Origin of the sequence: Streptomyces sp. CA-179760 (assembly GCF_050937045.1) — a bacterium.
Taxonomy (GTDB): domain Bacteria; phylum Actinomycetota; class Actinomycetes; order Streptomycetales; family Streptomycetaceae; genus Streptomyces.
Window position 1 is genome coordinate 368365 of the sequence record NZ_JBNJLZ010000001.1, and the last position, 12603, is coordinate 380967.

A 12603-nucleotide genomic window follows, 5' to 3' on the forward strand; every position below is an offset into this window, starting at 1 on the left:
GAACGCCTCGTCACACATTCGCTCAGCGGCGCACCCGCGGCATCCCCAGCCCGATCCACGAGATGATCTCCCGCTGGATCTCGTTATTGCCGCCGCCGAAGGTGAAGATGACTGCCGAGCGGTAGCCGCGTTCCAGTTCGCCGTGCAGGACAGCGCCTGCCGAGCCCTCCTTCAAGGCTCCCGGCGCCGCGACGATCTCCATGAGCCAGGCGTAGGCGTCGCGCCGGGCCTCGGAGCCGTAGACCTTGACGGCGGAGGCGTCCTGCGGGGTGAGGGTGCCCTCCTGGACGGAGTTGACCATCTGCCAGTTGAGCAGCTTGAGGGCGTCCAGCCGGGCGTGGGTGCGGGCCAGGAGGCGCCGCACCCAGGGCAGGTCCGCGACCCGGCGGCCGTCGGCCAGCTTCGTCTCCGTCGACCAGCGCTGCACGTCGTGCAGGGCGCGGATCGCCATGGTGCCGTGGGCGGCCAGGGTCACGCGCTCGTGGTTGAGCTGGTTGGTGATCAGCCGCCAGCCCTGGTTCTCAGCACCGACCCGGCGGGAGACGGGGACCCGGACGTTCTCGTAGTAGCTGGCCGTGGTGTCGTGCGAGGCGAGGGTGTTGATCAGGGTGCAGGAGTAGCCCGGGGCTGTGGTCGGCATCAGCAGCATGGTGATGCCCTTGTGCGGCGGGGCGTCGGGGTCGGTGCGCACGGCCAGCCACACCCAGTCGGCGGTGTCGCCGTTGGTGGTCCAGATCTTCTGGCCGTCGACGACGTAGTGGTCGCCCTCCCGCACCGCACGGGTCCGCAGGGACGCGAGGTCGGTGCCCGCGCCGGGCTCGCTGTAGCCGATGGCGAAGTCGATCTCGCCGGAGAGGATCTTCGGCAGAAAGTACGCCTTCTGCTCGTCGGTGCCGTACCGCATGATCGTCGGGCCGACGGTGTTCAGAGCCATCAGAGGCAGCGGGACGCCGGCCTGGGCGGCCTCGTCGAAGAAGATGAACTGCTCCATGGCGGTCAGGCCGCGCCCGCCGTACTCCTCGGGCCAGCCCACGCCGAGCCAGCCGTCCGTGCCGAGCCGCCGGATCGTCTCGCGGTAGAACCGCTTCTGGGCGGCGGGGTCGCCGTGCCGGGCTTGAGCGTGGTCGGGGACCAGTTCGGCGAAGTAGGCGCGAAGTTCGGCGCGCAGCCGCTGCTGCTCGGGCGTGTATTCGAGGTGCACGGCGCCTCCAGGCTCCCCAAGACCGGTCCTGTCGGCGCACACCGTAGAACGTGTTTCAGAAATTGGGAATGGCGATGTCACCTCGGTGTCGGTCGGCCCGGTTCAGCGTGGGCTCAGTTCAGCGTGGCCAGGAAGTCCGTGCACGCCCTCGCGCACGCGCGGCACGCCGCCGCCGAGTCCTCCGCTCCCGGCTGCCGGTCGAAGGCGTGGGCGGCCTCCAGGCACACGGTCCGGCACCACTCCACCTGGGCGCGGATGGTGCTCTCGTCCACCTGGTTCTGCTCGGACAGCACACGGCAGGTCGCGTCGCAGACCTCCGCGCACATGATGCCCTTGCGTCGTACGAGCTCCTGGTTCTCGGTGCCGTCGGGATCCACAAGGCTCGCGCGCAGCGCGCACGCCCGCGCGCACTCTGTACACGCCTGCGCGCATGCGAAGCGGTCCTCCAGGAACCGGAACAGCTCCTGCTGGGATGTCGTCGAAGTCACACCGCGCGGGTAGCCCCTGTCGGTGCCCGTCAAACCCGGCGTCCCAAGGGGGGCGACCGATGCGGGCAGGTTCACGGTGAGGACCAGGGGTACCCGCGCGCCATGAATACCGCATGGATGGAGATGGCCGCGGGCCGTGACGCCCTCGGCATCGGGCTGGTCGTGGCGGGTGTGGCTGTCGTGGCCCTGCTGCTGGGGGCCTTCGTCCTCGGCGTTCGCATCAAGCGCAGGGAGCTGCCCACGCCGCGCCCCGAGGAGCAGCCGCGACTGCCCGAGGGCGGCCCGGTCCGCGAGGTCAGTGAGCGCCGGGAGCCCGAGGAGGTGCCGCGGAGCCAGGACCGCCTGACGCCGCACCGGCTGAAGGGCCACGGCAACGTGAGCGACCGGACGAGCGCGTCGCAGGAGCGCCCCCGCTGGAACGAGGGCAGCAGCGGTTCGTTCGGCAGCGGCGGCCCGGGCGGGGGTGATCCCGGGCGTACAAGCGCCACCCCGGGCGCACATCGGAAGGGCTCGTGCCTGTGCACGGGCCCTTTTCCATGCCCGGGCCCGCCCGGAGTGAGGTGGATCACAGGATCTGAGTGCAGCGTGGGGCGGGGTCCAGCGTCTTTTCACAGGTGTAAGAGGCCACTGAGACGCGGGACGGTGAGGATGGAGCAGGTTCGGGGGGCGGACGGCTTCGACGAGTTCGTGGCCGCCCGTTGGTCGTCGCTGCTCCATGTCGCGCGGCTGCTCACGGGGGGCGACCGGCAACGGGCCGAGGACCTGGTGCAGGAGGCCCTGGTCAAGCTGTGGTTCGCCTGGCCGAAGGTCGCGGAGCAGGCCCCGGAGGCGTATGTCCGCACGGTGCTGGTGCGGATGGCGGCGCGCTCCGCGCGACGGCGCTGGTGGGGTGAGCGCCCGGTGGACGAACTGCCGGACCGGGCCGACCCGGGCGATGTGTCGTCCACCGTGGCGGAACGCTCGCGGCTGGAGGCCGCGCTGGCGCTGCTGTCGCCGAAACAGCGGGCGGCGGTGGTGCTGCGCTACTACGAGGACCTGCCCGAGGCCCAGGTCGCCCAGGCGCTGGGCTGCCCCGTGGGCACCGCGCGGTCCCACGCGTCACGCGGAGTGGCACGGCTCCGCCAGATCCTGTCCGACGCCGTCAGGCCCGTGAGGTGAAGGGAGAAACGATGGACGACTTCGAGCGGGACCTGTCGCGGCTGATGCGCGACACCCAGCAGCACACTCCCTATGAGCCCGCGCAGCGGCAGCGGCTGCACCAGGGCATCCGGTCCCGCCGCCGGTCGCGAATGCTGTGGAAGGCGGGCAGCTCCGCCGTGGCGGTGGCCGGGCTCAGTGTCGGGCTCGCCCTGCTGCCCGGCATGCTCACCAAGGCCCAGCCCGCGGATCCCCGGCCGCGGCCCGCGACCAGCCCGACGCCCACACTCGACAACGGGCCCACGACCGGCACCCCGGTTCCGAGCCCGACTCCGACCGGGTCGGCGACGTCGGTGCCCGCGACCTCGACCGGCAGCGGCACACCGGCCGGGACCACGAGCGCCCCGGCCGGCCCCCGCCGACCGCCACGCCCTCCGAGAGCAGCACCACCACGGCACTCTCCCCATCGCCCCCTCCACCGACCCGGACGACGGCCCCGCCGTCCGCCTTGGAGACGACACAGGAGCCCTCCGCATCGTTCAGTTCCGAGTAGCCGTCTGAGAGGCCGTTCCCGCCAGGGCGTCATCGCCCCGCACTTCCGTCACCGCACCACCGACACGGGCGCCTTCGGCATGCCCTGTACCGGCGCTCGCGTATGCCGCGCGCCAGAAAGAGACCGGTAAGCAGCCATGAGAACCGCACGGCGGCCGGCCCTGATCGACCGCCCGACCTCAGAGTTCGCCGCGTTGCCGCGCCGGGCGCCCCTGTCCGCGGACCACCCGGACCCCGTCCTCGACGTGGTCGTGCCCGTGTACAACGAGGAGAACGATCTCGAGCCGTGTGTCCGGCGCCTGCACGCGCACCTCGGCGAGACGTTCCCCTATGCGTTCCGGATCACCATCGCCGACAACGCCAGTACCGACGGGACCCCGCGGATCGCCGCACGGCTGGCCGCCGAACTTCCCGGCACGGACTGGATCCGGCTGGCCGAGAAGGGGCGGGGCCGTGCGCTGCACATGGCCTGGTCGAGGTCGCGTGCGCCGGTGCTGGCCTATCTGGACGTGGATCTGTCCACCGACCTCGCGGCGCTGCTACCGCTGGTCGCGCCGCTGATCTCGGGGCACTCGGACATCGCCATCGGGACCCGCCTGGCGCGTGGTTCGCGGGTGGTGCGCGGGCCGAAGCGAGAGCTCATATCCCGTTGCTACAACGGGCTGCTGCGCTCCACGCTCGCCGTGGGGTTCTCCGACGCACAGTGCGGGTTCAAGGCGGTGCGGCGGGACGTCGCCGAGCGGCTGCTGCCGCTGGTGGAGGACCAGGGGTGGTTCTTCGACACCGAGTTGCTGGTGATCGCCGAGCGCGCGGGGCTGCGGATCCACGAGGTGCCGGTGGACTGGGTGGACGACCCCGACAGCCGGGTGCGCATCGTCTCCACGGCGCTCGCCGATCTGCGGGGCATGGCGAGGCTGGGCCGGGCCCTGGCCTGCGGGCGGCTGCCGCTGAGCGCGCTGCGCCGCAGCGACGGCGACCTCGCCGGGGAGCTGCCGACGGGCCTGGCCCGGCAGGCGGTGCGCTTCGCCGCCGTCGGTGTCGCCAGCACCCTGTGCTACCTGCTGCTCTACCTCGGGCTCAGACCGGCGACGGGGGCGCAGGCCGCCAACGCGCTCGCCCTGCTCGCCAGCGCTATCGCCAACACCGCGGCCAACCGGCGACTCACCTTCGGGGTACGGGGACGCGGCGGTGCGCTGCGCCACCATCTCAAGGGCCTGGCGGCGTTCCTGGTGGGGCTGGCCCTGACCAGCGGTTCCCTGGCCGCCCTGCACCACACCGCGCCCGGGGCCGGCCACGCGGTGGAGCTCATGGCCCTCGTCGCCGCCAACCTGGCCGCGACACTGCTGCGTTTCCTCCTCTTCCGGGCCTGGGTGTTTCCCGCCCGCGACGACGACCGCCACGACGCGTCGCACGACGACGCCCCAGCCCCGTCCACCCGCCGTACGACAGGATCCTCATGAGCACCGTCGAGCTGAGCCGACCGCCGTCCGGCCACGAGGTTCCTGAAGTCCCCCGAAGATCCCGGCACTTCCGCCGACGGCTGCACTGGGCTGCCGTGCGCTACGGGCCCGTGCTGCTGACGTACGGCGTGCTGAAGCTGGCCGGCTTCGCCGTCTTCATGTACCTGCTGGATTCCGCGGGCGACTTCCGGAAGAAGAACCCCCGCTTCGGCGGCGGCGAGCACGCCTGGGACGTCCTGGCCAGCTGGGACGGCTGGTGGTACCAGCAGATAGCCGAGCACGGATACGACCCCGCCCTGGAACCGGTCCCGGGCGCGACAGGGCTGATCACCCTCGAGGGCAACTCGGCGGCGTTCTTCCCGCTGTACCCGGCGCTGATGCGTCTGGTCTCGGAGTGCACCGGGCTCGGACTGTTCGGCGCCGGCATGACGGTGTCCGTGCTCGCCTCGTTCGTCGCGGCGCTCGGCATTTACGCGGTGGCGCGGCGGCTGGGCGGCCACCGGGCAGGTCTGGTCGCGGCAGGGCTGTGGGCGGTCTGGCCCGGCTCGGGTACGGAGTGGTCGGGCTACTCGGAATCCCTTTACACGGCTCTCGCCGTGTGGGCCTGCCACGCCGTCATGTCCCGCCGCTGGCTGACAGCTGGTCTGCTGACTTGTGCGGCCGGGCTCTGCCGTCCGACCGCCGCCGCGCTGGTCGCCGCCCTCGCCGTCGCCGCGCTGCTGTCCCTGCGCCGGCGCTCGGACGGTGTGCTGCGTCCGCTGGCCGCCGTGGCGATCGCACCGCTGGGACTGTTCGGCTATCTCGCCTGGGTCAACTACCGCATGGGCGACATCAACGGCTACTCCAAGCTCCAGGACGGCGCGTGGGCCCACAAGTTCGACTGGGGGGCCCACACGTTCAAGGTGCTGACGTCCCTCCCTGTCGGGCACTTCGACTATCTCTTCGCCAGGGCCTTCGAGGATGTCATCGGCGTCTGCGTCGTGCTGGCGGTGCCGGCGCTGACGGTGGTGCTGCTGCGTCTGCGCCCGCCGGCCGTGCTCGTCGTGTACACGGTGCTGTCGTACCTCATGGTGATGACCACCCAGCAGATCTTCGGCAACGTCTCGCGCTACCTGCTGCCCCTCTTCCCGCTGTTCGTCCCCCTCGCCCTCGCGATGAGCCGGCTCGGGTGGCCGTCCCTGGTCACGGTCCTCGGCACCGCGGCGCTGGCCTCCGGGTCGTACGCGGGGTATGTGCTCTTCGAACTCGGAGTGCCCTAGAGCGCCACCGCCGACGCGTGAGATGGCCCCGAAACATTCCCTTCACGCAGGAAGTATTTAGGGGTAACGCCCGCTGCCTACCGTGCCTGCCTGTCGTCCCCAACCCGCAGCGAGGAGGCGTGGCATGAGTACCGAGCCACGACTGGCAGAAGTCACCGATCCGGAACCGGCGCAGCAGGCGGCGCCGGGTTCCGACCAGGCCGTCAAGGAGACCCTGGAGGACTACACCCTCCGCTTCGCGCCGCGCAGCTACCGGCGCTGGACTCCGATGGTGGTGGCGACGACCGCGCTCGGCGGCATCGCCTACATGGCCGACTTCTCCATCGGCGCCGGCATCGGCCTGGCCCACGGCACCGGCAACGCGCTTCTCGCCATCGGCGTCGCCGCCGTCGTCATCTTCGTGACCGGCTTCCCGCTCGCCTATTACGGGGCCCGCTACAACATCGACCTGGACCTGATCACGCGCGGCTCCGGCTTCGGTTACTTCGGTTCGGTCCTCACCAGCGTCATCTTCGCCAGCTTCACCTTCATCTTCTTCGCCCTCGAAGGTTCGATCATGGCCCAGGGCCTGAAGCTGGGCCTCGGGCTGCCGCTGTGGCTGGGCTATCTGGTCTCCACGCTGATGGTGATCCCGCTGGTGATCTACGGCATGACGGCGCTGAGCAAGCTCCAGGTGTGGACCACCCCGATCTGGCTGCTGCTGATGGTCGGCCCGCTGGTCTATCTGGTCGCCACCGACCCGGGGACCGTCGACCGCTTCCTCGCCTACGCGGGCACCGACGGGGAGGGCGGCGTCAACACCGCCTCCGTGCTGCTGGGCGCGGGCGTGTGCCTGTCGCTGATCGCGCAGATCGGCGAGCAGATCGACTATCTGCGCTTCATGCCGCCCAAGACCGAGGAGAACAAGCGGAGCTGGTGGACGGCCGTGGTGATGGCCGGCCCGGGCTGGGTGGTGCTCGGCGCGCTGAAGCAGGCCATCGGTGTGTTCCTCGCGGTCTACATCATCGCCGAGGTCGGTCCCACCGCGGCCCCCGAACCGATCCAGCAGTTCAAGCACGCCTTCGACGCGATGATGCCGTCCTGGATCGTCCTCCCGCTGGCCGTGGCCCTCGTCGTGATCAGCCAGATCAAGATCAACGTGACGAACGCGTACTCCGGCTCACTCGCCTGGACCAACTCCTTCACCCGGGTCACCAAGCGCTACCCGGGCCGGATGGTCTTCGTCCTGGTCAACCTGGGCTTCGCGCTGGCCCTGATGGAGGCCGACATGTTCAGCTTCCTCAACAGCATCCTGGGCTTCTACTCGAACTGCGCGATCGCCTGGGTGGTCACCGTGGCCACCGACATCGGCATCAACAAGTACGTGCTGAAACTGTCCCCGCACGCCCCCGAGTTCCGCCGCGGCATGCTCTACGCCGTCAACCCGGTCGGTGTCGTGTCCTTCGTCGCCGCGTCCGGGCTGTCCATCGCCCTGTACTTCCACGCGCTGGGCGACACGCTTCAGCCGTACTCCCCCGTCGCCGCGGCCGTCATCGCCTTCGTCCTCACGCCGCTGATGGCCGTCGTCACCAAGGGCAAGTACTACCTGCGCCGCACGGACGACGGCATCCCCGAGCCGCTCCTGGACGAGGACGGCAACCCCAGCGCCGTCACGTACGAGTGCCATGTGTGCCGGCAGCAGTTCGAGCGGCCTGATGTGGCCGCGTGCCGGACGCACGACGCCGTGGTCTGCTCGCTCTGCCTGAGCACCGACAAGGTCGGCGACCATGTCCTGCCGGAGGCGCCCGCCGTGGCGTGAGTGCCCCCGCGCCGGGGGCGCCGAGACGGAATTCGGCCCGCCCGTCGTTTTTTCTCCCTCTCCGACGAGGCCTTCCGCGCCACCGGGCGGCATACTGATCTTGCGCTGTGCAGTGATCAGGCCAAGGGTCGGAGAGGGGATGACGGACATGACCACCGAAGGACCGGGCAGACAGGGAACGCCCGACGAGCCGGACGGCGTTTTCTCGCTCGCGGAGGACGTGTGGCGGAGGTTCCTCTCGGACACCGAGGACGCCATACGGGCCTCCGCCCCCAGGGAGCCCTCCGCGAGGGAGCGCGCGGCGGGGCGGCAGTTCCAACCCCCGCACACCGTCGGCGACCTGTGGCAGCCGGAGGAGCTCTGGGTCCGTGTGGCCTGGCGGGATCTGAACCGCCGTGCCAAGGCCCGGCGTGTGGGACGCGTCGTCGCCACCGCCGCCGCCGTGGCCGTGGCCCTCGGGGCCTGGTCCCAGCTCTCCACCGGCGCGGGCACGGGCCACCAGCCGGGAACGGGCACCGTGCGGCAGGTGGAGGGAGCGACCGCGAGGCTGCCCTCGGCCACCCCTTTCCCCTCCGGTTCCCCCTTCCCGGAGCCGTCCAGGTAGCACACGCGGGACGAGTGCCCTTCCGCCCCGCCGCCTAGGATGAGCCCACAGGCCGGATCCGGTCGCTCGTCCGGGCGCGGCCCCCGCAGGCGAGTCACCGCAACGCGCACGCCGACCGAAGGGGGACAGGGATGAGCGCGCCACGCCTCAGCAGTACGCCGTTGCCGGGCATCGGGGTCCGCTACGACCTGACGACACGGGAGAGCCGCCGTCTGTCTGTGGTCGCCCACCGGGACGGCCACCGGACGATCAGCGCCTATCGCAGGGACGACCCGGACGCCTGCGACCTCTCGGTGCGCCTGACGACGGAGGAGGCGGCCACACTCATCGACGCGCTGATGCCCGCGCACCACACGCCGAACCTGCTGTCCACCACCGACCTGGGGCTCGTCGCCGAGCGCATCGAACTGTCCGGCTCCTCGCACTGGAACGGCCGGGTGCTGGGCGAGTCCCGGATCCGCACCGACACCGGCGCGTCCGTCGTGGCGGTGCTGCGCCGGGCCGAGGCGATCCCCTCCCCCGCGCCGGACTTCCGGCTCGCCGGCGGGGACACCCTCATCGTCATCGGGACCCGCGAGGGCGTGGAGGCGGCCGCCGAGATACTCGGGCGGGAGTGACCCGCCATGCACTCCTCCGCGGTCTTCCTGATCGAGTTCGGCTGCCTCATCCTCGGGCTCGGGCTGCTCGGCCGGTTCGCCGGGCGTTTCCGCTTCTCGCCGATCCCCCTCTATCTGCTGGCCGGGCTCGCGTTCGGCAAGGGCGGGCTGCTTCCGCTGGGCGCCAGCGAGGACTTCGTCGCGATCGGCGCCGAGATCGGCGTCATCCTGCTGCTGCTCATGCTGGGCCTGGAGTACACGGCCGCCGACCTGGTCTCCAACCTCAGAACCCACTATCAAGCCGGGGTCGTCGACGCCGTCCTCAACGCCCTGCCCGGGGCGGCACTGGCCCTGCTGCTCGGCTGGGGCCCGGTCGCCGCCGTGGTGCTGGCCGGCGTCACGTGGGTGTCCTCCTCCGGCGTCATCGCCAAGGTGCTGGGTGATCTGGGACGGCTCGGCAACCGGGAGACCCCGGCCATCCTGAGCATCCTGGTCCTCGAGGACCTCTCCATGGCGGTCTACCTGCCCATCGTCACTGCGCTGCTGGCCGGGGTGGGCCTGGCCGCGGGCGCCGTCACACTGGCCATCGCCCTGGGCGTGGCCACCGTCGTCCTCGTCCTGGCGGTGCGCTACGGCCGCCATGTCTCCCGCTTCGTCTCCAGCGACGATCCCGAGAAACTGCTGCTGGTGGTGCTCGGCGTCACCCTCGTGGTCGCCGGGCTCGCCCAGCAGCTCCAGGTGTCCGCGGCCGTGGGCGCCTTCCTGGTCGGCATCGCGCTGTCGGGCGAGGTCGCCGAGGGTGCGACGAGCCTGCTCGCGCCGCTGCGGGACCTGTTCGCCGCGGTGTTCTTCGTCTTCTTCGGCCTGCACACCGACCCCGCCAGCATCCCGCCCGTCCTGCTGCCCGCCCTCGCGCTGGCGGCCGTCACCACCGCCACGAAGATCGCCACCGGCTACTGGGCCGCGCGCCGGGCCGGGATCGGGCCCAAGGGCCGCTGGCGGGCCGGCGGCACGCTCGTGGCCCGCGGCGAGTTCTCCATCGTCATCGCGGGGCTCGCCGTCACGGCCGGCATCGAGCCTTCCCTGGGCCCCCTGGCGACGGCGTACGTCCTCATCCTGGTCCTCGTCGGCCCGCTGACCGCCCGCTGGACCGAGCCCGTGGCGACGCTCCTGACGGGACGGGCACGACGGAGGAAGGCCGCGCCCGTCGCTCTTGGTGCCCACGAGAGCATCGAGGGCCAGGACCCGGTCGGCCGTGCCTGACGCGCCTCGGCAGTAGTACAGCTGTGGCACTCCGAGCCCCACGCCCCCGTCGGCGGTGGCTCCCGGTCAGCCGGTCTTCCATCCCCGCCGTGCGTCGATCCGCGCCCATTCCGCGTCCCACTGCGCCATGCGCCGCCGGTCCAGGGACAGCCGGATCAGCCAGGACGCTCCCAGCACCGCCCCGCCGGCCAAGGCTCCGGCCAGGGCACCGCCCATGGTGGTGTGGAGCCAGGCCTCGCCTTCGGACACCGGTGGGGTCGTGATGTCACCGCTGTTGTTCACCCACACGGAGACCGTGCTCCCGGCGGGAGCCCGCGGCGGCACCCGTGCCTCGTCCTTGTGGGCCGAACCGTCCGGCGCGGTCCACCGCACCTCGCCCCACACCCGGTGGTCGCTCGCCGCGCGGGCCGGTGACGGACCCGGCGCGTCCTTGACGACGACCGCCGAGACCTGGTGGCTCCCGGCCCGCTGCCGTTCCACGGCCTGCTCCACCGCGCCCGCCGCCATCAGCCCCCCGGCCAGCCCGCCCAGCAGGGCGAACACCCAGCCGGCGAGCACGACCCAGGCTTCGACGACGTCCACGCGCCGCTTGAGCGCGTTGCGTCGCCACCGCCACCACCGCATGGTCGTACGCTCTGACGCTTCCATCGGCCGACACCCCCTCGTGAGCACCGGCAGCACCCTTCCAGTGTGCGCCTGATCGGTGCCCCTGTCGGCGCGGCGCTCAGCCGGGGGACGCCTCGATCCGTACCCGGTGGCTGTCGCCGCCGGAGAGGAAGGACGCCATCGCCCGGCCCTCCTCGTCGACGGCGGTGCGCTCGGCCCGGGTGAGGCGGCCCAGCGGGGTGACCAGGACGGTGTCCGCCTCGACGCTCCAGGTCGCGGCGACCCGGCCGTCGACCAGGACGACACGGGCGCCCGCGACCGACAGGCCGCGGTGGGCCTTGTCGATGATCCGGCCGCGGTCGTGGTAGCCGAGTATGGCGTTGTCGAAGGCCGGCAGGAACCGCACCGGGGCGGGGGTGCCGGGGTCGGGGCGCGGCGCGTCGGGGAGGTCCAGCAGTTCCCGGCCGCGCTCGTCACGGAAGGAGACCAGCTCCTCGCGCACGGCGGAGACGGCGGCGGGGAGTCCGGCCAGGCCGCACCAGGCGCGCAGGTCGGCCGAGGCGGCGGGGCCGAACGCGGCCAGATAACGCCGTACCAGTGCCTGCCCCACGGGGTCGGAGCCGTCGGGGTGCGGTGGGTCGATCTCGCGCCCCAGCCAGGCGGAGACCAGCTCGTAGCGCGCTCCCCGGTGGTGCGCCACAGCCCGCGCGGCGGGAGCTGCACCGTCGGGAGCAGTCCGGCGATCAGCATTTCGCCGAGGGGCCGGGGCCCCGCCGCCGGCCAGCGGTCGAGGACAGCGCGCGCGAGTTCGCCCATCGTGCGAGGTTCGCCGTCGGCCATGACGGACCGCCCGGCCGCCCCGAGTTCGCCGAGGTCCACGCCTTCCAGTTCGCGACGGTAGGTGCCGAGCACCCGCTGGCGCAGCATGGCGTCGTGGCGCGCCCGCCAGGCCACCAGGTCGTCGGCGGTGACGAGGTGGACGGTGCGGCGCATGAGGTGGGTGCGCGCCACGCGCCGCCCGGTCAGCAGGTCCGACAGCGCCGTCGGCTCGAAGGCCCGCAACCGGGACCAGAGCCCGATGAAGGGCTCCTGCGGCTCCTGTGCCTGGAGACCGCACAGATGAGTGACGGCGTCGAGCACCGGCAGATCCGCGCGGTCGAGGAGCAACTGCCGCGCGAGGGTGGCGCGGTTGAGCGCGCGGGCGTCGAGAACGGTCAAAGGAGCACCTCGGCCTTCGAGTCGTGTGCCGACCCGTGGTTCGAGTGGTCCGGGCCGCTTGCCGGGTCACCGTCGCACGGGATGCGGCCAGGTCGTGACCGCATCCGGTGTCGTGCCGAGGTGTCGCGCCGTCAGGACCCGGACCGCAGCAGGGCCGGCTCGGCTTCGAGGTCGGCCATGGCATCCCGCTGCTGATGGTCGCCACGCTCTGGTACATCGCCGTCACCACCGTGCTCAGCGTGGGGAAGTTCTACGTCGAGCGCCACTACGCGCGGGGTGCGGCGCGGGCCCTGCCGTCCACGCCCGCGCAGAGGCTGAGGGCCCGGCTGGCCGGATACCGCCGCTCCCCTCGTTCCCTATGTTTCCTATAGAATTACTAGGAAAGCATTGACGGCGCCTCGGGCCGCTGCGCAGGATGATG

11 protein-coding genes and 3 pseudogenes are annotated in these 12603 nt (G+C 71.8%); 9 read left to right on the plus strand and 5 right to left on the minus strand.

Translation table 11 applies throughout. The features are described 5' to 3' along the window. Positions 1–22: 22 nt before the first annotated feature. Together ACQEV8_RS01760 and ACQEV8_RS01765 are read right to left on the minus strand one after the other, a co-directional pair. The gene (locus ACQEV8_RS01760) at positions 23–1201 is read right to left on the minus strand and encodes an acyl-CoA dehydrogenase family protein (protein ID WP_432956719.1); all 1179 of its coding nucleotides are present in this window, start codon (positions 1199–1201) and stop codon (positions 23–25) included. Between the two features lie 113 nt (positions 1202–1314). Next, positions 1315–1689: a ferredoxin gene (locus ACQEV8_RS01765; RefSeq protein WP_432956721.1), complete on the minus strand. Its 375-nt coding sequence runs from the start codon at positions 1687–1689 to the stop codon at positions 1315–1317. Positions 1690–1791: 102 nt separating this feature from the next. Between ACQEV8_RS01765 and ACQEV8_RS01770 the strand changes: the two are divergent. Both ACQEV8_RS01770 and ACQEV8_RS01775 read left to right on the plus strand, forming a co-directional pair. Then, positions 1792–2151 (plus strand): annotated as a pseudogene (locus ACQEV8_RS01770) (DUF6479 family protein); the annotation flags it as partial. 186 nt (positions 2152–2337) lie between these two features. Continuing rightward, on the plus strand, positions 2338–2847 hold the full coding sequence (locus ACQEV8_RS01775) for a SigE family RNA polymerase sigma factor (protein ID WP_432972320.1): 510 nt from the start codon (positions 2338–2340) through the stop codon (positions 2845–2847). A gap of 70 nt (positions 2848–2917) precedes the next feature. On the opposite strand, the gene ACQEV8_RS01780 is transcribed toward ACQEV8_RS01775, so the two are convergent. Beyond that, complete coding sequence (locus tag ACQEV8_RS01780) at positions 2918–3223, minus strand: hypothetical protein (RefSeq protein WP_432956723.1); 306 nt, start codon at positions 3221–3223, stop codon at positions 2918–2920. Between the two features lie 292 nt (positions 3224–3515). Here ACQEV8_RS01780 and ACQEV8_RS01785 point away from each other — a divergent pair, with 292 nt between their 5' ends. The 6 genes from ACQEV8_RS01785 (at position 3516) to ACQEV8_RS01810 (ending at position 10358) form a co-directional block, all read left to right on the plus strand. Beyond that, positions 3516–4838, plus strand: a complete 1323-nt coding sequence (locus ACQEV8_RS01785; RefSeq protein ID WP_432956724.1) for a glycosyltransferase — start codon at positions 3516–3518, stop codon at positions 4836–4838. Beyond that, a complete protein-coding gene (locus ACQEV8_RS01790) occupies positions 4835–6097 on the plus strand; it encodes a glycosyltransferase family 39 protein (RefSeq protein ID WP_432956726.1) in 1263 nt (420 codons plus the stop codon). The genes ACQEV8_RS01785 and ACQEV8_RS01790 overlap by 4 nt, the downstream gene beginning before the upstream one ends. 124 nt (positions 6098–6221) lie before the next feature. Then, on the plus strand, positions 6222–7895 hold the full coding sequence (locus ACQEV8_RS01795) for a purine-cytosine permease family protein (RefSeq protein WP_432956727.1): 1674 nt from the start codon (positions 6222–6224) through the stop codon (positions 7893–7895). Positions 7896–8043: 148 nt separating this feature from the next. Next, complete coding sequence (locus ACQEV8_RS01800; RefSeq protein ID WP_432956729.1) at positions 8044–8499, plus strand: hypothetical protein; 456 nt, start codon at positions 8044–8046, stop codon at positions 8497–8499. A gap of 131 nt (positions 8500–8630) precedes the next feature. After that, positions 8631–9116: a cation:proton antiporter regulatory subunit gene (locus ACQEV8_RS01805; protein WP_432956731.1), complete on the plus strand. Its 486-nt coding sequence runs from the start codon at positions 8631–8633 to the stop codon at positions 9114–9116. Positions 9117–9122: 6 nt separating this feature from the next. Then, on the plus strand, positions 9123–10358 hold the full coding sequence (locus tag ACQEV8_RS01810; RefSeq protein WP_432956734.1) for a cation:proton antiporter: 1236 nt from the start codon (positions 9123–9125) through the stop codon (positions 10356–10358). A 66-nt stretch (positions 10359–10424) separates the two neighbouring features. Here the strand turns inward: ACQEV8_RS01810 and ACQEV8_RS01815 are convergent, their stop codons facing one another. Continuing rightward, positions 10425–11006: an Rv1733c family protein gene (locus tag ACQEV8_RS01815; RefSeq protein WP_432956736.1), complete on the minus strand. Its 582-nt coding sequence runs from the start codon at positions 11004–11006 to the stop codon at positions 10425–10427. Positions 11007–11082: 76 nt separating this feature from the next. Next, positions 11083–12182, minus strand: a pseudogene (locus ACQEV8_RS01820) (winged helix DNA-binding domain-containing protein). Between the two features lie 182 nt (positions 12183–12364). Between ACQEV8_RS01820 and ACQEV8_RS01825 the strand changes: the two are divergent. Further along, positions 12365–12553, plus strand: a pseudogene (locus tag ACQEV8_RS01825) (amino acid ABC transporter permease); the annotation flags it as partial. Positions 12554–12603: the final 50 nt, after the last annotated feature.

Excerpts from the sequence above, each read along its gene's own strand:
- ACQEV8_RS01800 (WP_432956729.1), top strand. The coding sequence starts at position 8,044 with ATGACCACCGAAGGACCGGGCAGACAGGGAACGCCCGACGAGCCGGAC.
- ACQEV8_RS01790 (WP_432956726.1), top strand. The coding sequence starts at position 4,835 with ATGAGCACCGTCGAGCTGAGCCGACCGCCGTCCGGCCACGAGGTTCCT.
- ACQEV8_RS01805 (WP_432956731.1), top strand. The coding sequence starts at position 8,631 with ATGAGCGCGCCACGCCTCAGCAGTACGCCGTTGCCGGGCATCGGGGTC.
- ACQEV8_RS01795 (WP_432956727.1), top strand. The coding sequence starts at position 6,222 with ATGAGTACCGAGCCACGACTGGCAGAAGTCACCGATCCGGAACCGGCG.
- ACQEV8_RS01775 (WP_432972320.1), top strand. The coding sequence starts at position 2,338 with ATGGAGCAGGTTCGGGGGGCGGACGGCTTCGACGAGTTCGTGGCCGCC.
- ACQEV8_RS01815 (WP_432956736.1), bottom strand. The coding sequence starts at position 11,006 with ATGGAAGCGTCAGAGCGTACGACCATGCGGTGGTGGCGGTGGCGACGC.
- ACQEV8_RS01785 (WP_432956724.1), top strand. The coding sequence starts at position 3,516 with ATGAGAACCGCACGGCGGCCGGCCCTGATCGACCGCCCGACCTCAGAG.
- ACQEV8_RS01810 (WP_432956734.1), top strand. The coding sequence starts at position 9,123 with ATGCACTCCTCCGCGGTCTTCCTGATCGAGTTCGGCTGCCTCATCCTC.